The sequence below is a fragment of the Rhizobium sp. WW_1 genome, assembly GCF_003610155.1.
In the GTDB taxonomy this organism is placed as follows: domain Bacteria; phylum Pseudomonadota; class Alphaproteobacteria; order Rhizobiales; family Rhizobiaceae; genus Rhizobium; species Rhizobium tropici_A.
The window spans coordinates 1009903-1026603 of the sequence record NZ_RAIN01000001.1 but is presented as its reverse complement, the minus strand read 5'-3'; the positions used below and the strand labels follow the sequence as shown (position 1 = coordinate 1026603).

The window sequence follows — 16701 nt, the reverse complement described above, 5'->3', positions numbered from 1 at the left end:
CATAATGCCCGCCGAGGGATATTGCCGCGCGCAGATACGCTTGTGAGCATTACAGGTGCACTTCAGGAATTGATCGTCATAGCTGAATGCCGGCCATTAAACCTCCGGATCATATAACCGCCGTTCCCCTCTTATGTTCCCCGGCGGGGAGTTGCGTGAGATTCCCCCTCGGACGAATTTCGGTTATGGTCTGATTCTGGCATGGCCCGTGCCTCCCCCCTCCACTCGGGAAAGTATATTTCATGCGGGGCCGTCAATATCCAAACCGACTGTTTGAGCGCCTGGCATAAGGAGGGGTTGCGGTCATTGCTCGCAATAGGAGGTTTAGATGAGGCTTTCCGCCCCTGTTTATCACTTGAAGCGCAAGGCGAGGCTCCTGTCTCGTCAGCAGAGTATCCCCTTGCACGCCGCACTCGATCGCATCGCGGCCGGCGAGGGTTTTGAAGGTTGGAGCTTGCTTGCAAGCAAAACGAGCGCAGCCGTGCCCGTCGGCGAGCTGTATTCGCGTCTGAGCCCGGGCGATCTGGTGCTGGTCGGCGCGCGGCCCGGCCATGGCAAGACCTTGATGAGCCTGAGGCTTGCCGTCGAAGCCATGAAATCAGGCAATCGCAGCGTCTTCTTTTCTCTGGAAGACACGGAAAAGGTCGTTCTGGACCGTTTCCCGGTGATCGGCGCCGCCTATGCGGACTTTGCCGATCTGTTCGAATTCGACAATTCCGATGCCATTAGTGGCGACTACATCGTCGAGAGGCTGGCCCAGGCGTCGCGTGGCACGCTGGCGGTGGTCGATTTTCTGCAGCTGCTGGATCAGAAGCGGGAGAAGCCGGAACTCATGATCCAGGTTCAGACGCTAAAGGCGTTTGCGCGCGACAGAGGCGTGATCGTCGTCTTCATCTCGCAGATCGATCGCTCATATGATCCGGAGCGGAAACCCGTGCCTGATCTCTCGGATGTGCGTCTGCCGAACCCGCTGGATCTAAAGCTGTTCGACAAGATGGTCTTCCTGAACAACGGCCGGGTTGAGTTCAAGGCGGCTAGCTGACGGGTTGCCACATACTGTCATTGCCCGACAAGGGCAGGTCGAGCCGCCCGGAAAACGATCCGGGCGGCTCGATTGATATCAGGCGGAAACCTGCTCAAGCGCGCGGGCGAAATCCTCGACCAGATCTTCGCTGTCCTCGATGCCGGCCGAGAAGCGCACGGTGCCCGGCGAAATGCCGAGCTCGGCGCGGGCCTCGTCGGTGAGGTTCTTGTGCGTCGTGGTGGCCGGATGCGTGATCAGGCTCTTCGAGTCGCCGAGATTGTTGGAGATCTTCACGATGTCCAATGCGTTCTGCAGCTTGAAGGCCGCTTCCTTGCCGCCCTTCAGCTCGAAGGCAACAAGGGTCGAGCCGCCGCTCATCTGTTTGGCGATGATGTCGGCCTGCGGATGGTCCTTGCGGCCGGGATAGATCACGCGAGCGACCTTGCCAGTCTGCTCGGCGAGGAAATCGGCCACCTTCGCGGCGTTCGTCGTCTGCTGCGCGACGCGCAGCGGCAGGGTTTCGATACCCTTGAGCAGCGTCCAGGCTGTGAACGGCGACATGGCCGGGCCGGTATGGCGGAAATAGTCCTGCAGGTGCTCGTCGATCCACTGCTTGTCGGAGAGGATGACGCCGCCGAGCGAACGACCCTGGCCGTCAATATGCTTGGTGGCGGAATAGACGACGATATGGGCGCCGAGTTCCAGCGGCTTCTGGAAGAGCGGTGTCGCGAAAACGTTATCGACCACGACCTTGGCGCCGATCTGGTTGGCGAGCTTGGCGACGGCGGCAATGTCGACCACTTCCAGTGTCGGGTTGGTCGGGCTTTCGAGGAAGAACACCTTGGTGTTCGGGCGGATGGCCTTTTCCCAGTTTTCGACGAAGCGGCCGTCGACCAGCGTGCATTCGATGCCGTATTTCGGCGCCAGCGTCTCGACCACCCAACGGCAGGAGCCGAAGAGGGCGCGGGCAGCGACGATATGATCGCCGGCCTTCAACTGGCAGAGGATAGCGGCGGAGACGGCCGCCATGCCCGAAGCCGTGGCGCGAGCATCCTCAGCGCCTTCCAGCGCGCACATGCGCTTCTCGAACATGTCATTGGTCGGGCTGCCGTAGCGGGCGTAGATGAAACCATCCGTCTCGCCCTTGAAGCGGGCTTCCGCCGCTTCCGAGGTGTCGTAGACGAAGCCCTGGGTCAGATAGATTGCTTCGGAGGTCTCGCCGAACTGCGAACGGAGCGTTCCGTTGTGTACGAGCTGGGTTGCGGGGCGCCAAGTCTTGCTCATGCCATCACCACTTTCAAACAAAAAAACCGGTCGCAAAAGCAGACCGGTTCAACCCCGGTCTTTTTAGCCATTTGTTTAACGTGGCTGCAAGCCGACCGGCCAAATCACCACGGGATAAGTTGCAATACTGCCGTTGACGGCTTGCGTCAATTCCCTGAGTTTGGTTTTGTCTGCGACAAATTATGAGAGAAGCATGATGGCTCGCAATACTGGAATTTTGGCCGATCGCGCCATAGCAGCGCTCTTTGAAACCGGTCGGCTGACGAGCGAGAGGGAACTGGACGTCGATCAGATCCAGCCTGCAAGTCTCGACTTGCGGCTCGGCTCGCATGCCTTTCGCGTCCGCGCCAGCTTCATGCCCGGCCCCTCGCATCTCGTCGCCGACAAGCTCGACCGGCTGAAGCTGCACGTCGTCGATCTCTCGGAAGGTGCGGTGTTGGAAACCGGCTGCGTCTATATCGTGCCGCTGATGGAGCGTCTCGATCTGCCCGAGGACATGTCGGCTTCGGCCAATCCGAAGAGTTCAACCGGCCGTCTCGATATCTTCACCCGCGTCATCACCGACCGTGCGCAGGAGTTCGACAAGATTCCGGCCGGCTATTCCGGCCCGCTCTATCTCGAAATCAGCCCGCGCACCTTCCCGATCGTCGTTCGCCGTGGCTCGCGCCTGTCGCAAATCCGCTTCCGCGTCGGTCACGCCTTGCTCACCGAGCCGGAACTGCTGAGGCTGCACGAGACGGAAACGCTTGTTGCCAGCAAGAAGCCGAACATCACCGGCGGCGGCATCGCGCTGTCGATCGATCTTGCCGGCGACAAGGAAGGGCTGATCGGCTATCGCGGCAAGCACCACACCGCCGTCGTCGATGTCGACAAGAAGGCTCAGCACGACATCTTCGACTTCTGGGAGCCGCTCTACAGCCGAGGCCGCACCGAGCTGATCCTTGACCCGGATGAATTCTATATCCTCGTCTCGCGCGAGGCGGTGCATGTGCCGCCGCATTATGCCGCCGAGATGACGCCGTTCGATCCGCTGGTCGGCGAATTCCGCGTCCATTATGCCGGCTTCTTCGATCCCGGCTTCGGCCATGCGCCGGCCGGCGGCCGCGGCAGCCGCGCCGTGCTCGAGGTGCGCAGCCACGAAGTGCCCTTCATCCTCGAGGACGGCCAGATCGTCGGTCGCCTGATCTACGAACACATGCTGGAACAGCCGAGCAGCCTCTACGGCTCCGGCCTCGGTTCGAACTATCAGGCGCAGGGCCTGAAGCTGTCGAAGCACTTCCGCCTGTAATCGGACGCTGACCGGCCTTGACAGAGGCCGTCAACTGTTGGACATCTCAAGGGTGTCAGGCGGGTGTAGCTCAATGGTAGAGCAGCAGCTTCCCAAGCTGAATACGAGGGTTCGATTCCCTTCACCCGCTCCATCCCCTTTTGATAACCTCGCTGCTGACTTGTTTTGGTCTTTGATCATTGTCGCTACCTTTGGTAGTGATTTGGTGTCGCTGTGGCCATTGCGTGAATCTTGTGGTTTGGCTAGCCTGCTTCCCGAACTTTTGTTTGGAGACGCGCGTTGATCGATCACATAACCATCGAAGTCAGCAATCTTGAAAAGAGCAGGGCCTTCTACGAGTTGGCTTTCGAACCTTTGGGTTATCGGCTCTCCTTCGGAAAGGAAGGTCTGTTCTGGGCTTTCGATGTTGACGACGGCAGCCTGTTCGAGATCCAGCATACCGGCAGCTCGCTGCCTCTGACGCATCTGCACGTCGCCTTCCGTGTCCGCAAGAGGGCCGAGGTCGATGCCTTCTATCGCGCTGCGATAGAAGCGGGTGCTAAGGATAATGGCGTACCCGGCCCGCGGCAGGATTACGGCGCGGATTACTATGCCTGTTTCATCCTCGATCCCGACGGCTACAATATAGAGGCGATGGTCAATAGGCCCGACGCCTGAGTACCGGGTTCAGGTCAGGAAGGGTCTCTTCGCTTTCAAAGTTTCCGCCAGCGCTTCCCCGAAGGTCGCGATCGGACGGGCGAGGCGACCTGCCGGCGGGCGATGAACCAGCCAGTTGACCACCTTCGGGCTGAAATCCGGGGCTTCGATGATCTCGATGGAATTGCGCCAGCGGCTGTCGGCCAATGCCGCCGGCGTTAAGACACCGATACCGAGCCCGCGCGCCACGAGCGACATGCGCAGATCGGCGCTCATGGCCTCGACCCCGACATCGAAAGGCAGGCGTTCGGCCTCGAAGCGATGCTGAATGAAGGCGCGGAAGCCGCAGCCGCTCTGGTTCATGATCCAGGGGAAGCGCGAGAGATCCTCAAGCCTGGGTTCCTTGGGAACGCCGAGCGATGGTGCGGCGACCAGAATGACGCTATGAACGCCAAGCACGTCGCCGATCACGTTATCAGGCGGTTGTATGCCTTCCGCCAGGCAGACGGTTGCCGCATCAAGCTCGCTGCGGGCAACCTGTTCAACGAGCTGCGGCGACCAGCCGGTAACGATGCGCAACGTCAATTGCGGAAACTGGCTGCGCAACTCGTCGAGCGGCGACGATAGGGCCGCCTCGGAAAGGTAGGGCATGATCCCTAGCCGGAATTCGCCGCCGATCGTGCCGCCGGGCGAGACGCCGGCCTTGAGATCGTCGAGCGAGCGCAAAACTCGCCGCCCATGCTCATACGCCTCGCGTCCCGCAGCCGTCGGCCTCAGCGGTTTCGACTGCCGGTCAAGCAAGGCAATGCCGAGACTGTCCTCCAGGTTCTGTATGCGCCGGGTGATACCAGGCTGCGTCAGATTGATGCGCGCGGAGGCGGCGACGATCGAGCCCGTTTCCACCACGGCGACGAAAGCTTCCAGGTCATGAATGTTCATGCTTAACTCGCATAATCATTATTAGTTCATTTCAATTGCCGCATTATGCAGCAACGCGATAAACATGGCTATCTTTATTATCAGAAATTATTGGAGAGCCTATGTCGCAAGTCCCCGAATGTATGGCGAACGAGCCGGCGCAGGATGATGTCGCTGCGGTGGACGCCGCTCCCTCGACCTTGCTGTTCGCCGTCGCTACCGGCGTCATCATCATCAATCTCTTTGCGCCGCAGACGCTGGTCGGCATCATCGGCCCATCGCTTGGCTTTTCCGAAAGCGGCGCGGGCCTGGTGGCCATGGCCTCGCTGCTCGGCTATGCCGCGGGCCTGTTCTTCCTGGTTCCGCTGGCGGATCTCATGGAAAACCGGCAGCTTGTCCTGCGCATGCTCCTGTCGGCTTTGGTCATGGCTGTTGCCGCCGCCTTCGCGCCGACGGGCTGGAGCCTGCTGATCTTCCTGTTCCTGCTGGGAGCGGCCTGCTCGGCAATCCAGATCCTCGTGCCGATCGCAGCGGGCATGGCACCGCCCGAACACCGCGGCCGGGTGATCGGCAATGTCATGAGCGGCGTCATGGTCGGTATTCTTGCTTCGCGGCCGCTGGCGAGCCTGATCGCCGATTTCTGGGGCTGGAGGAGCTTCTATGCCGTGAGTGCCGCGACGCTTGCGCTTCTGGCGGCCGTGCTGGCCCTGCGTCTGCCGGAGCGGCGCCCTTTGGTCAGCGCAAGCTACGGCGCCTTGATCGGCTCGCTTTTCGAGCTACTGCGGGAGGAGCCGGTGCTTCGGCTGCGTGCCTTCACCGCCGCTTTGATGATGGCGAGCTTCAGCCTGTTCTGGACATCCGTCGCCCTGCGTCTGGCGCAACCGCCCTTTACGCTCGGCCAGTCCGGCATCGCGCTGTTTGCCCTCGTAGGCGCCGGCGGTGCCGCCGCGACCTCTGTCTTCGGCCGCATGGGCGACAGGGGCTGGACGCGGACGGCGACATTGGCCTCGCATCTGATCGTGCTCGCCGCCATGGCGCTGGCGGGCTGGGTCGGTGCGATACGGTCGGGCGACTCCATCGGGCTGCTGGTTCTTCTCGGCGCGAGTGCCGTCTTGCTCGATGTCGGCGTTACCGGAGATCAGACGCTGGGACGCCGCGCCGTCAACCTTTTGAAGCCGGAGGCGCGGGGGCGTATCAACGGTCTCTTCGTCGGAATCTTCTTCCTCGGCGGTGCGCTCGGATCGGCGCTCGCCGGCACGGCCTGGGATTTCGGCGGTTGGGTCGGCGTCTGCGCGGCCGCCGCAGGCTTCGGCTTGATTGCATTGATCACGGGTCTTGCAGCGCGGAGGTGAACCATGCGAGGAAAGGGGCCGTATGGGTGGGCCCCTTTTTCAAATCGCGACGCTTCCACTCATTCGCTTGAGTGGCAGTCAGGCGTAACGTGATTGGACGCCCCTTGATAGGAGCGTCCGGATTGCGCGGTATTGCATCATTGTACAGGCTGAGAGCGGTCTTCGCACGGGGCATGCTGACCATAGCTCGCGGAACGAAAATTCCCCTGGGAACAAAGATCATCTGGAGACGCGGCAACATCCGCATCGGCGAAAAGGTACATTTTCGCAAGGGCGTCGTCCTCGACGCGCAGGAGGGCGCCATTTCCATCGGCGCCTGCGTATCGTTCAACGAATACAGTATTCTGCTGGGTCGCGGCGGCATCTCTATCGGCAACGATGTGCGCATCGCCGCACATGCGATGGTCGTCTCCTTCGATCACAATTTCGATGATCCTACCGTTCCGATCCGCCTTCAGGGCGTGACCAAGAAGCCTGTCGTCATCGAAGACGACGTCTGGATCGGTGCGGGCGCCAAGATCCTTGGCGGCGCCCATATCTCGAAGGGGTGCGTCATCGGCGCGAATGCCGTCGTCAAGGGCAGGACCGAACCCTACGGCATCTATGTCGGCGCTCCGGCAAGGTTGCTGAAGCGGCGTGGAGAACTGGGCGGCAGCGGATCGGGAAATGTCGAGCTGTTCGCCCTATCGAAAAAATAGGTCGGCGGCCCACTCAATCCCGCCGGCGGGGATATTGACCGTTGAGATCCACCGCGAGCGGCTTTCGTGCCCGCGGTGCGTCGGCGTCAGAATTCGGTCCAGTCCGTATCCTTGCTCGTCGGGGTCGTCGCCTGCGTGGCGCCGAAGGCGCTCATCAGCTTCTGACCGAGCGCGCGTGCTGGGGACGCGGTCGGGCGCACTTTGGCATCATCGACGGCTCTGATGCGCGGAGCTGCCGCCGGCTGAGATGCGGGGCGGGGAGCGGGCCTTGCCGCAATGCTTGCCGCTGGCGACACGGAAATGCGCATGGCTTCACCGCCGGTTCGGAACTGGGCAAGTAGATTTGACAGGGACGCCGCTTCCGCCGCAAGGCTGTGGCTTGCCGCCGTGCTTTCCTCGACCATGGCGGCGTTCTGCTGCGTGCCGTGATCCATGGTGTTGACGGCCGTGTTGATCTCCTGCAGGCCGGCCGACTGTTCGCGGGAGGCCTCGGCGATCGCATGCACGTGCCGGTTGATTTCCTGCACGCCCGAGACGATGGCATCGAGCGCCTTGCCGGTTTCGCTGACGAGGCCGACGCCGGTGCGTACATGCGTCTCGGAGGTGGCGATCAGGGTCTTGATTTCCCTGGCGGCATTGGCCGAGCGCTGGGCAAGCTCACGCACTTCCTGCGCCACGACGGCAAAGCCCTTGCCGGCCTCGCCGGCGCGCGCGGCCTCGACGCCGGCATTCAGCGCCAGAAGATTGGTCTGGAAGGCGATGTCGTCGATGACGCCGATGATGTTGCCGATCTCGTCCGATGATTTCTCGATCTGCTGCATAGCCTTGATGGCATCGCGGACAATCTCGCCCGAGCGCTCCGCGTCGTTTCGGGTATCGGCCGCGAGTTGGCTCGCCTCCTGCGTACGCCTGGCGGCATCCTTGACGGTGGTGGTGATCTCCTCGAGGGCGGCGGCGGTTTCCTCGACGGAAGCGGCCTGCTGTTCGGTACGCTTGGAAAGCTCGTCTGCCGCGCTGCGGATTTCCTCGGCTCCCGCGCCGATGGCGCGAGCATTGGCGCCGACCGCCTGCATCGTTCCGTTGAGCTTGCCGAGCGAATTGTTGAAGTCCAGCCGCAACTGGTCGAGATGTGCGACGAACTGGGTGTCGATGCGCGTGACGAGATCGCCTTCCGCTAGACGCTTTAGGCCGTCGCCGACTGATTGCATCGCCTGCTGAAGCTGTGCCGCCTCGGCGGCCTGCCTTGTCTCGCGCTGTGCCCGCTCGCTGTCGCTGAGCGTGCGATCCGCCTCGGCCTGCGCTTCGAGGCGGGACCGTTCGACGGCGTTGTCACGGAATACGGCGACGACGGCTGCCATCTGCCCGATCTCGTCTCTGCGTTCATGACCCTCGACCGCGCTTTCGGTGTCGCCATGAGCAAGCGTCGTCATGCGCTGGTGCAGCCGCATTAGCGGCGCGGCGATGCCCGTCTGCGCGACATAGATGCCGAGGATGATGGCGAGCGCGATCAGCCCAGCGAGAGCGAAGAGCATGTAGGTCACGGAACGGTTGAGGCGGACCGACAACTCGTCCGCGCCGGCATTCATTCGGCTTGTCAGCGCATCATCGTTGGCCTGTATGCTGGCGATCAGCTTGGGCAGCTTCTGGTTGACCAGGATCAGGGTCGTTTCGGCGCCCTTCAGGTCGCCATTCTTGCGCTGGCCGATGCTCTTCTCGGTGAGCCCCTGTAATTCGTCGAGACTGGTAAGAATCTCGTCGATCGATTGCTTTGCCGCAGGAACGAGGTCTTCTGCATGGGTCAGCCTCTGTCTGGCTTCACCGAAATAGCTGTTGCCGGCGGCAACCGCCTTGAAGGCGTCGCTGTCGGGATCGAAATTCAGCATCAGGCTTGCCTGCAGCACGGAGGCGAGCGAGGCTGCGCTCGCACGCGCGGCTTCCGTCGCCGCAACCGCTTCCTGGTCGAGAAAAGCGCTGTAGGCCCGATCCGCCTTGTGGAATTCATCGGCGACCAGCAGCAGGCCGACGAAGGAGACGATGCCGAGAAGCAGGATCACGGCAAGTATCTTGGTTTTGATTTTCAGGTTCCTGAACATGGCGGTCCGCCTGCGAATGCCGTGCCCTATTCAGAGTAAGGTCGAGACCCGTCCGCCTGTGTCGGGCGGGGGAGGGTGCGATGCCTGATATGCACGGGTGAAGCCGAGTTTACGTGATACCTTGCCAAGAAGGTCCCGACGACCCGCATCATGCGATCGGCGCTGGAGCCGATGTCGTCGATGGCGACGAGTACAATCAACAGAGCTTAATCGACTGCTAACGGCAGAGGCGGAAGGCCAGAATTCCCACGCTAATTTTGTGCATGTTCAAAACTGCGCAACCGGCCGATGCGCGCGATCTGCGCCATTCATCCATGAGGCGCGTCCGTTGCCGCGGGATGGCGCGATATTTCCCATTTGGCGTGACTCTGCTACATCGGAGTCGTGAATCAGACATGTGCATCCACGACAGGAGGCCGGATCAAGACCATGCGTGTTTGCCTTTCGTCGACGATGTCAGCCGCCCGGCTCCTGGCATGCGCGGCGTTGATCGCCGCCTCCTGTGCCTGGCCGCTTGCGGCTGAGGAGACGAAGCCGCAGAACCTGCCGATCCTCTTCGATGCCCGCGAGCGCTTGCCGAAGCCGGATCTGTCCTCGCTGGTCAGGCTGCGGTTTTTGACGTCGATCGACTTCCCGCCCTTCAATTTCCTCGATCAGAACGGCAAGCTTACCGGCTTCCATGTCGAGCTGGCGCGCAAGATCTGCGAGGAGCTTGCAATATCGGACAAATGCCAGATCCAGGCCTTGCCTTTCGGCGAATTGCAGGGCGCTCTTGCCGCCTCGCAAGGGGATGCCGTCATTGCCGGCGTGGCGGTCACGCCAGAACTGCGCAAGACATTTGCCTTCTCGCGGCCCTTCCTCATGCTGCCCGCCCGCTTCGTGCGCAATCTCAAGGCCTCCGTCAGCGGCACCACGGCAGCCTCGCTTTCCGGCCATCCGGTCGGTGTCGTCAAGGGTACGGTGCATGAGGCGATGCTCGCCGTCTTCTTTCCGGCCATCAAGCCGGTGCCCTTCGACGATAAGGATGCGCTGCTGGCTGCCGTCAAGGACGGCAAGGTCGATGCTGCCTTTGCCGATGGCCTGCAGCTTTCCTTCTGGGTTTCGTCCCCGGCGGCGGAAAGATGCTGCGCGCTGTTCGACGGCCCCTACCTGTCGCAGCAGTTCCTCGGCGAGGGCATGACCATCATGCTGCGCCAGCAGGATGCCGACCTGACGGCGGCGATCAACCATGCGCTTGCCACCTTGTCGCGCGACGGCAGGCTGCAGGAAATCTATCTGCGCTATTTCCCCTACGGGCTTTATTGATCGGAGCAATTCCGGGAAAACTGGGTAGCAGTCTTCCCCCCGGGAATGCGTAAAGGCGCTACGCCTTGCGATAGCGGGCGATGGCGCTGCGCTCGATGGCAGCGCAGGTCAGCTTGTCGAGGCCGAGACGGTCGCGGAGCAGGCTGAGCAGGCGCAGTTCCTCGGCCTTGACGGAAAGATCGGCCGAAGCGACCTCGACGGCCAGTGCGTAGGCCGTGTCGTAGAGGCGAGCCGGCAGCGTGTCGCGGACGGTTTCGAGCACGATGTCGAGGCCTTCGCTGCCTGAAAGCAGCTTGGCACAGTCGCGGGATACGGAAATCAGCTTCTCGTCGTCGAAACCCTTGAAAACAGGCAGGGCGTGGATGAGTTCGCCGATACGGCCGAGTTCCCGGTCGTTCATCGTGCGGTCGACGGCCGAGGCCAGTACCATAACGTAGATCAGGGCCTCGTGAGCAGAAAGCGGCTTGTTCATAACAGGCGAAGTCCTTTGAATTTGGCGGGCTGAAGAGCCGTGCGTCTCTTGGCAAAAGTTACTGCACAATTCCTTAAATCGGAATCGATTCAAGGACAAAATCATGCAGCAGGTTAAAAGTGCGGCAGCGACCTCTACGCGTCGCATATGACGCGCGGCGCTGTATGGCCGAAGCAAGGCGTCAGATCGGATTGAGAGGGTTATCTTTTGGCAAGGGCGGTGCCAGAGTCGATTTTCCGTTCTTGCGCGGATCGTCGCCATACATGCCGCGCTTCTTCTGCTTGGCCTCGTCGACAAGTGACGCAAGCGGCGAGCCGGGTTCCGGATCGGCCCAGCCGAAGCGCACCAGCCAGGCACTGAGATCGACACGGACATAACGGCAGGCGCCCGTAATCGTGCCTTTCCAATTGGCGTCGGCCACGTCGCAGTCGATCGAGCGTCCGCGCAGATACATGCGGAAGGCCGTGCGGGCGGCCTGGCCGCAAGGCCAATCCTTGCCGCTCGGCCCCGTGCACATCCGGCCGATATCGGTCGGTACCACGCCGGCAAGCTGCACGCTTCTGCCGGAGATGGTCACTACACCGGCCTGATCCGAGAAGGGGCGGGTAAGCTCGACCGTTGTCGTCTTTTCCTGCGGCGTGGACGCGGGTTCGAGCGCGGCCTGTTCGGATGGAGGGGTGTGCTGGGCCTGTTGCTGCGGCTGCGGCGGCAGGGTTTGATGCGCAGCGGCCGCCATCTCCCTGTCGATCTGGTCGGCCGGAACCCGGTTGTCGGGGGCAGGGTCGGTCTTGGCCTGGTCGGCGGCGGGCGTCTCCGGCGTGCCGGCAGCGACTTTGTCCGGCGCGGTTGCGGCTGGCTGCGAAGCCTGGGCAGGCGCGGTATCGCCGCTCTTCACCGTATCGGGTGTTGCGGCTGCCGCCTGCGTGTCCGCAGGTGCCGCATGTGTATCCTCAGGTTTGGATGCGTCGGCTGACCGCGCGGGATCGGTCGGAACCTTGCTTTCCGAAGACGGCACGGGCTCGGCCGCTGCCGTATTCTCTTGAGCTTTGGCGCTGTCGCTGCCGGGTGTTTTTGCCGTGTCGTCGCTTGTGGGCGCTGGCGTCGCCGCGGCAGCTGCCGCTATTGCCGCAGCCGAGGGTTCGTTATCGCTGTCGGAGGCGGTGGAAGACGGAGTTGCGGCTGATTGGGTCGCTGTTTCGGGCGCGGCGCTTGCCACCTGCGCGGCCGGCTTGGTTTCCGGTTGCGGCTCTGCCGAATTCGTATCGCCCTTCTTGGCCGGTTCGAGAGGTTTCGGCGTCTCGACGGCTTTGGCGGGCGTCGGTTCGACCTTGGCCGCCTCTGTCGGCGCGGCCGCGGCCGGCTTGTTCTCTGTCATCGTGTTGCTGGTGCTTCTATGCGGCAGGCTGAAGCCATGCTCCCCGAGCTGGACCACGATCAGCGTCAGCCACGAACCAACGATCGCGCCTCCGACGCCTGCAAGCCAAATATCACGACGCATAACGAGAAAACTTTCCTATTGGCTGGCCCATATGATGCGGGCAATCCATTCCACATCCGCAAGATCGAAGCTGCGATTGGGATGTTCGGGGTTGAGCGACATCAGCTCGATCGACTTCGCGCTCTGCCGCAGCAAGACCTTGGCCATGACTTCGCCCTCACGGGTCTTCACAACAACACGGTCATTTTTCCTGATCTGAGCTCCCGGCTCTACGATCAGAATATCGCCGTCTCGATAGAGCGGCAACATGCTTTCGCCCTGGACCTCAAGCGCATAGGCGCCGGTCCGCTGCCCTGCCGCCACCGGAAACTCCACCATGTCCCAGCCCTGGCCGGCTGGAAATCCGCCGTCATCGAAGAAGCCGCCGGCGCCCGCCTGGGCAAAGCCGATCAAGGGGATGGCGTTTCCTGCCGGCAACGCGCTGTGCATCGCCACGGCCGCCGCCGGTTCGGCCGGCCTGATGAAACTCAGGAACTGCTCCAGGCTGGCGCCGGTCGCGTCGAGGATCTTGGCGATCGATTCCGTCGACGGCCAGCGCAGGCGGCCGTCCTGGCTCAGCCGTTTCGACTTGTTGAAGGAGGTCGCATCGAGGCCGGCGCGGCGTGCGAGGCCGGAGGGGGTCAGAGCATGCCGCTCGGCAAGCCGATCGATCGCACCCCATATCTGCTCGTGTGACAGCATCGCCGCTCGGTATCCGCGCGCCGGCTCGCCCGGCGCTCTGCTCTTTAGAAAACGTTAACCGAGGCGTTTTGGCGAGTAAAGACCGGCATAGGAATAGGGTCCTTTATCCCCGAGCTTTCATCGCGCTCTTGTCAACTTCACGTCTTTTGCGGCTGCGGCTTAGTATCGGGCTGCTCGTTCTGGAATTCCTTCGCCATGCCCATGAAGCCGCGCATGAATTTCTGCATGATGCCGAGCGTACGGTCGACCTCGGCATCGCTGGGCAGGTTCGTGTCCTTGCTCGAGGCGACGGTCTTTTCCAGCTTCGTCACCCGGTCGGCCAGGCGATCCAGCTCGTCGTCATAAGCGCTGCGCTCGTCGGCGGCCATGCGGCAGACGAGGTTGCTGTTCTGGTCCTGGCAGATGGACATGGCGCCGGTCTGCCGGTCGAGGCGGATGAAATGATCGCCGCTACGCTCCAGCTGGAAGCGCATGGCGTCCGGTTCGGCCGACAGAGCCGGCGTCGAGAGAAGAAAGGCAGCGGGCACAAGCATGGCTGCAAGGCCGATTTTCAGTTCCTTCGTCATGTCTTCCTCCGGATTTTCTGCGTTAAACCCCAAAATCCACCACGGAAACCGTGGACATGAGCCGATGTTTTCGTGCAAAGCCCTATCAGCGCAGCTTTACAGAGGGATGATGACCGCCATGCCAGTGGTTTACAAGATCGTGCCGGACACGCTCTGGCAGCAAGCCAGACAAAGCGGTGTTTTTCATGGCGCGGCGATCGATCTGACCGACGGCTACATCCATCTTTCCACCGCAAAGCAGTCAAGGAAAACCGCTGAACTCTATTTCGCGGGGCAGACCGGACTGCTGCTGGTGGCAGTCGACGGCGATGCGCTCGGCGACAAGCTGGTCTTCGAACCTTCCCGGGGCGGCGATCTCTTCCCGCATCTCTATGCGCCTCTGCCGCTTTCAGCCGTGCTCTGGGAAAAGCCGCTGCTCATCGGCGACGATGGCGCGCACATCTTCCCGGAGATGGCGGAATGATCGGCGCCTTTCGCGATCTCGGCCGGCGCGGCTTGTTCCTGTTCGATCCGGAAACCGCGCATGGCATGTCGATAGCGGCGCTGAAATCCGGCCTCGTGCCGGCCTGCCGCATCAATGCCGATCCTCGCCTGCGCCAGACGGTGGCTGGCCTCGATTTTGCCAACCCGATCGGCATGGCGGCCGGCTACGACAAGAATGCCGAAGTGCCGGAGGCATTGCTGAAGCTTGGCTTCGGTTTTACTGAGATCGGCACCGTCACACCGAAGGCGCAATCCGGCAATCCGCGCCCGCGCATCTTCCGCCTGGTCGAGGACGAAGGCGTCATCAATCGCCTGGGCTTCAACAACGAGGGCCACGAGGCAGCATTCCAGCGGCTCAAGACCATTCGTGGCAGCGGCATCATCGGCGTCAACATCGGTGCCAACAAGGATAGCGCCGACCGCATCGCCGATTACGTCGCCGGCATCCGCCGCTTCTATTCCGTGGCGCGTTATTTCACCGCCAATATCTCCTCGCCGAACACGCCGGGCCTACGGGACCTGCAGGCGCGCGAAAGTCTGTCTGCATTGCTGTCCGCCGTGCTCGCGGCTCGCGACGAGGAAGCGGCGAAAGCCGGCAAACGCATCCCCGTCTTCCTCAAGATCGCGCCGGATCTGACCGAAGAGGGCATGGACGACATCGCTGCCGAAGCCTTGTCCCATGCGCTCGATGGTCTGATCGTTTCCAACACCACGCTGTCGCGCGACGGATTGAAGGACCAGCGGCAGGCCAAGGAATCAGGCGGCTTGTCCGGCAAGCCGGTCTTCGAAAAATCGACCGCTGTGCTCGCCAAGATGCGCCGCCGCGTGGGTGCTGCGCTGCCGATCATCGGGGTCGGCGGCGTGTCGTCGGCGGAAACGGCGCTGGAAAAGATCAAGGCGGGCGCCGATCTCGTGCAGCTCTATTCCTGCATGGTCTATGAAGGGCCTGGCTTGCCGGGACAGGTCGTCTCGAGCCTATCGAAGCTGCTCGATCGCGAGCGTGTTGGCTCGATCAGGGATCTGCGTGATGCCAAGCTGGATTACTGGGCGAACCGGAACGTCTGATCAGCCCGTTTCTTCAGGCCGATCGCCAGGAAGATGCCGCGAAACAGCAAAAAGGCATTCATGGCCATCCAGAGGCCGTGATTGCCAAGTGTCGGCACGAAGACGGCGAGCGCTATGAGATAGCCGGCGAAGGAAAGCAGCATCTTGTTGCGCATCTCTCGCGACCATGTGGCGCCGATGAAGACGCCGTCCATCAGAAAGGCGAGTGCGCCGGTAAGTCCGGTAATGGCAGCCCAGGGCAGGTAGGTTCCGGCCGCAGCACGAACCTCCTCGGAGGTCGTCAGCAGCCGGATCAGGGCCGGTCCCACAGTGAAGAAGAAGACGGCGGCGGCAAGCGCCAACCCAAAGGACCAGAGCGCTGTCAGTTTCAAGCCGCGCTCGAAGGCAGGCCGGTAGTTGGCGCCGATCGAGCGGCCGGTGATCTGCTCGGCCGCGTTCGCCAGCCCATCGAGATAATAGCCCGACAGCAGGAAGAAGTTCATCAGCACGGCATTGGCGGCCAGCATCACGGCGCCGAAGCTGTTGCCGATGCGCGTCATCAGCGTGAAGGCGCCGATCAGCACGAAGGTGCGGATCAGGATATCGCGGTTGAGCGCGAAGAGCTGCGTGAGTTTGGCGCGCGAAAGCAGTTCCGCGCGCGTTGGCCGCTCTTCGTCGGCAAAACCGCGCAGCACGATGAAAAGCCCGAGCAGCATGCCGCTTGCCTCGCCGATCAGGGTGCCCCAGGCGACGCCGGCGACACCCCAGCCAAGCCAGAGCCCGAGCAGGATGGCGAGCACGATGTTGACGCCGTTGATGACGGTCTGCAGCAGCAATCCGATATGGCCCTGACTGCGGCCGAGCACGAAACCGAGCAAGGCATAATTGGCAAGCGCTGCTGGCCCCGACAACATGCGGATGGAGAAATAGGTGCGGGTCGCATCGGCAATGCCACCTTCCGGTCCCATCAGTTTGATGCCGATCCAGAGCAGTATCGGCGACAGGAGGACGATCAGGATGCCGCAGCCGAGCGCCGATATCAGCGCCCGCCAGAAGACGGCCTGCTGCTCGCGCCCGTCATGGCGGCCATAGGCCTGCGCGGTCAGCCCTGTCGTCGATGCCCGCAGGAAGTTGAAGCTGGCGAAGAGCAGGTCGAACAGCACGGCGCCGATTGCGAGGCCCGCCAGAGCATCCGGCTCGCCCATATGTCCGACGACGGCGGTATCGACGAGACCGAGCAGCGGCGTCGTCATGAAGCCGAGGGTCATCGGAAGCGCGATCGACAGCACGAGCCGATGCGTCACGTCGAAGGGCAGGACCCTCCCGCTGCCTTGCTGGGCATCCATTCTGCCTTGTGCC

Annotated in this window: 16 protein-coding genes, 1 tRNA gene and 1 riboswitch; of the genes, 9 read left to right on the top strand and 8 right to left on the bottom strand. The window is 62.3% G+C overall.

Going from position 1 to position 16701, the window contains the following annotated elements:
• The first annotated feature begins 328 nt into the window (after nt 1-328).
• Nucleotides 329-1042 carry a DNA helicase gene (locus tag BJ928_RS04845; RefSeq protein WP_047628189.1) on the top strand — a complete coding sequence of 238 codons (714 nt, stop codon included), beginning with the start codon at nt 329-331 and terminating at the stop codon, nt 1040-1042.
• A gap of 78 nt (nt 1043-1120) precedes the next feature.
• Here BJ928_RS04845 and BJ928_RS04840 read toward each other — a convergent pair whose 3' ends face one another.
• Nucleotides 1121-2308 (bottom strand): O-succinylhomoserine sulfhydrylase, encoded by a 1188-nt coding sequence (locus BJ928_RS04840; protein ID WP_047628186.1) that lies wholly within the window; start codon nt 2306-2308, stop codon nt 1121-1123.
• A 42-nt stretch (nt 2309-2350) separates the two neighbouring features.
• Nucleotides 2351-2429: riboswitch (SAM riboswitch) on the bottom strand.
• A gap of 72 nt (nt 2430-2501) precedes the next feature.
• On the opposite strand from BJ928_RS04840, the gene BJ928_RS04835 reads away from it, so the two are divergent.
• The 3 genes from BJ928_RS04835 to BJ928_RS04825 all read left to right on the top strand — a co-directional run bounded on the left by BJ928_RS04835 (nt 2502) and on the right by BJ928_RS04825 (nt 4253).
• Nucleotides 2502-3596, top strand: a complete 1095-nt coding sequence (locus BJ928_RS04835; RefSeq protein ID WP_047628185.1) for a 2'-deoxycytidine 5'-triphosphate deaminase — start codon at nt 2502-2504, stop codon at nt 3594-3596.
• 59 nt (nt 3597-3655) lie between these two features.
• A tRNA-Gly gene (locus tag BJ928_RS04830) sits at nt 3656-3729 on the top strand.
• A gap of 146 nt (nt 3730-3875) precedes the next feature.
• Nucleotides 3876-4253, top strand: coding sequence for a VOC family protein (locus BJ928_RS04825; protein ID WP_047628183.1), 378 nt, complete (start codon nt 3876-3878; stop codon nt 4251-4253).
• A gap of 9 nt (nt 4254-4262) precedes the next feature.
• On the opposite strand, the gene BJ928_RS04820 is transcribed toward BJ928_RS04825, so the two are convergent.
• On the bottom strand, nt 4263-5171 hold the full coding sequence (locus BJ928_RS04820; RefSeq protein ID WP_047628181.1) for a LysR family transcriptional regulator: 909 nt from the start codon (nt 5169-5171) through the stop codon (nt 4263-4265).
• A 101-nt stretch (nt 5172-5272) separates the two neighbouring features.
• Between BJ928_RS04820 and BJ928_RS04815 the strand changes: the two genes are divergently transcribed.
• Both BJ928_RS04815 and BJ928_RS04810 read left to right on the top strand, forming a co-directional pair.
• Nucleotides 5273-6502 carry an MFS transporter gene (locus BJ928_RS04815; protein ID WP_047628179.1) on the top strand — a complete coding sequence of 410 codons (1230 nt, stop codon included), beginning with the start codon at nt 5273-5275 and terminating at the stop codon, nt 6500-6502.
• A gap of 173 nt (nt 6503-6675) precedes the next feature.
• Nucleotides 6676-7200, top strand: coding sequence for an acyltransferase (locus tag BJ928_RS04810; RefSeq protein WP_052227475.1), 525 nt, complete (start codon nt 6676-6678; stop codon nt 7198-7200).
• Nucleotides 7201-7286: 86 nt separating this feature from the next.
• Here BJ928_RS04810 and BJ928_RS04805 read toward each other — a convergent pair whose 3' ends face one another.
• A complete protein-coding gene (locus BJ928_RS04805; RefSeq protein WP_047628175.1) occupies nt 7287-9293 on the bottom strand; it encodes a methyl-accepting chemotaxis protein in 2007 nt (668 codons plus the stop codon).
• Between the two features lie 429 nt (nt 9294-9722).
• Between BJ928_RS04805 and BJ928_RS04800 the strand changes: the two genes are divergently transcribed.
• Nucleotides 9723-10598 carry a transporter substrate-binding domain-containing protein gene (locus tag BJ928_RS04800; protein WP_047628174.1) on the top strand — a complete coding sequence of 292 codons (876 nt, stop codon included), beginning with the start codon at nt 9723-9725 and terminating at the stop codon, nt 10596-10598.
• Between the two features lie 58 nt (nt 10599-10656).
• On the opposite strand, the gene BJ928_RS04795 is transcribed toward BJ928_RS04800, so the two are convergent.
• From BJ928_RS04795 to BJ928_RS04780, 4 genes are all read right to left on the bottom strand, one after another.
• Nucleotides 10657-11070, bottom strand: a complete 414-nt coding sequence (locus tag BJ928_RS04795) for a tellurite resistance TerB family protein (protein WP_047628172.1) — start codon at nt 11068-11070, stop codon at nt 10657-10659.
• Nucleotides 11071-11251: 181 nt separating this feature from the next.
• Nucleotides 11252-12568, bottom strand: a complete 1317-nt coding sequence (locus BJ928_RS04790) for a thermonuclease family protein (protein WP_047628171.1) — start codon at nt 12566-12568, stop codon at nt 11252-11254.
• Between the two features lie 15 nt (nt 12569-12583).
• Nucleotides 12584-13249, bottom strand: a complete 666-nt coding sequence (locus tag BJ928_RS04785; RefSeq protein WP_047628170.1) for a helix-turn-helix transcriptional regulator — start codon at nt 13247-13249, stop codon at nt 12584-12586.
• Nucleotides 13250-13386: 137 nt separating this feature from the next.
• Nucleotides 13387-13782: a hypothetical protein gene (locus BJ928_RS04780; protein WP_052227495.1), complete on the bottom strand. Its 396-nt coding sequence runs from the start codon at nt 13780-13782 to the stop codon at nt 13387-13389.
• Between the two features lie 139 nt (nt 13783-13921).
• On the opposite strand from BJ928_RS04780, the gene BJ928_RS04775 reads away from it, so the two are divergent.
• Both BJ928_RS04775 and BJ928_RS04770 read left to right on the top strand, forming a co-directional pair.
• Nucleotides 13922-14278: a DUF952 domain-containing protein gene (locus BJ928_RS04775; protein WP_047628168.1), complete on the top strand. Its 357-nt coding sequence runs from the start codon at nt 13922-13924 to the stop codon at nt 14276-14278.
• Nucleotides 14275-15363 carry a quinone-dependent dihydroorotate dehydrogenase gene (locus BJ928_RS04770; protein ID WP_047628167.1) on the top strand — a complete coding sequence of 363 codons (1089 nt, stop codon included), beginning with the start codon at nt 14275-14277 and terminating at the stop codon, nt 15361-15363. Before BJ928_RS04775 ends, BJ928_RS04770 begins: the two co-directional genes overlap by 4 nt.
• On the opposite strand, the gene BJ928_RS04765 is transcribed toward BJ928_RS04770, so the two are convergent.
• A complete protein-coding gene (locus BJ928_RS04765; RefSeq protein WP_047628166.1) occupies nt 15339-16688 on the bottom strand; it encodes an MATE family efflux transporter in 1350 nt (449 codons plus the stop codon). The genes BJ928_RS04770 and BJ928_RS04765 overlap by 25 nt on opposite strands.
• Nucleotides 16689-16701 lie beyond the last annotated feature (13 nt).

Coding starts and splice junctions, on each gene's coding strand:
- BJ928_RS04780 (WP_052227495.1), bottom strand. CDS start 13,782: ATGCTTGTGCCCGCTGCCTTTCTTCTCTCGACGCCGGCTCTGTCGGCC.
- BJ928_RS04770 (WP_047628167.1), top strand. CDS start 14,275: ATGATCGGCGCCTTTCGCGATCTCGGCCGGCGCGGCTTGTTCCTGTTC.
- BJ928_RS04775 (WP_047628168.1), top strand. CDS start 13,922: ATGATGACCGCCATGCCAGTGGTTTACAAGATCGTGCCGGACACGCTC.
- BJ928_RS04840 (WP_047628186.1), bottom strand. CDS start 2,308: ATGAGCAAGACTTGGCGCCCCGCAACCCAGCTCGTACACAACGGAACG.
- BJ928_RS04765 (WP_047628166.1), bottom strand. CDS start 16,688: ATGGATGCCCAGCAAGGCAGCGGGAGGGTCCTGCCCTTCGACGTGACG.
- BJ928_RS04835 (WP_047628185.1), top strand. CDS start 2,502: ATGATGGCTCGCAATACTGGAATTTTGGCCGATCGCGCCATAGCAGCG.
- BJ928_RS04810 (WP_052227475.1), top strand. CDS start 6,676: ATGCTGACCATAGCTCGCGGAACGAAAATTCCCCTGGGAACAAAGATC.
- BJ928_RS04805 (WP_047628175.1), bottom strand. CDS start 9,293: ATGTTCAGGAACCTGAAAATCAAAACCAAGATACTTGCCGTGATCCTG.
- BJ928_RS04815 (WP_047628179.1), top strand. CDS start 5,273: ATGTCGCAAGTCCCCGAATGTATGGCGAACGAGCCGGCGCAGGATGAT.
- BJ928_RS04820 (WP_047628181.1), bottom strand. CDS start 5,171: ATGAACATTCATGACCTGGAAGCTTTCGTCGCCGTGGTGGAAACGGGC.
- BJ928_RS04800 (WP_047628174.1), top strand. CDS start 9,723: ATGCGTGTTTGCCTTTCGTCGACGATGTCAGCCGCCCGGCTCCTGGCA.
- BJ928_RS04785 (WP_047628170.1), bottom strand. CDS start 13,249: ATGCTGTCACACGAGCAGATATGGGGTGCGATCGATCGGCTTGCCGAG.
- BJ928_RS04790 (WP_047628171.1), bottom strand. CDS start 12,568: ATGCGTCGTGATATTTGGCTTGCAGGCGTCGGAGGCGCGATCGTTGGT.
- BJ928_RS04845 (WP_047628189.1), top strand. CDS start 329: ATGAGGCTTTCCGCCCCTGTTTATCACTTGAAGCGCAAGGCGAGGCTC.
- BJ928_RS04795 (WP_047628172.1), bottom strand. CDS start 11,070: ATGAACAAGCCGCTTTCTGCTCACGAGGCCCTGATCTACGTTATGGTA.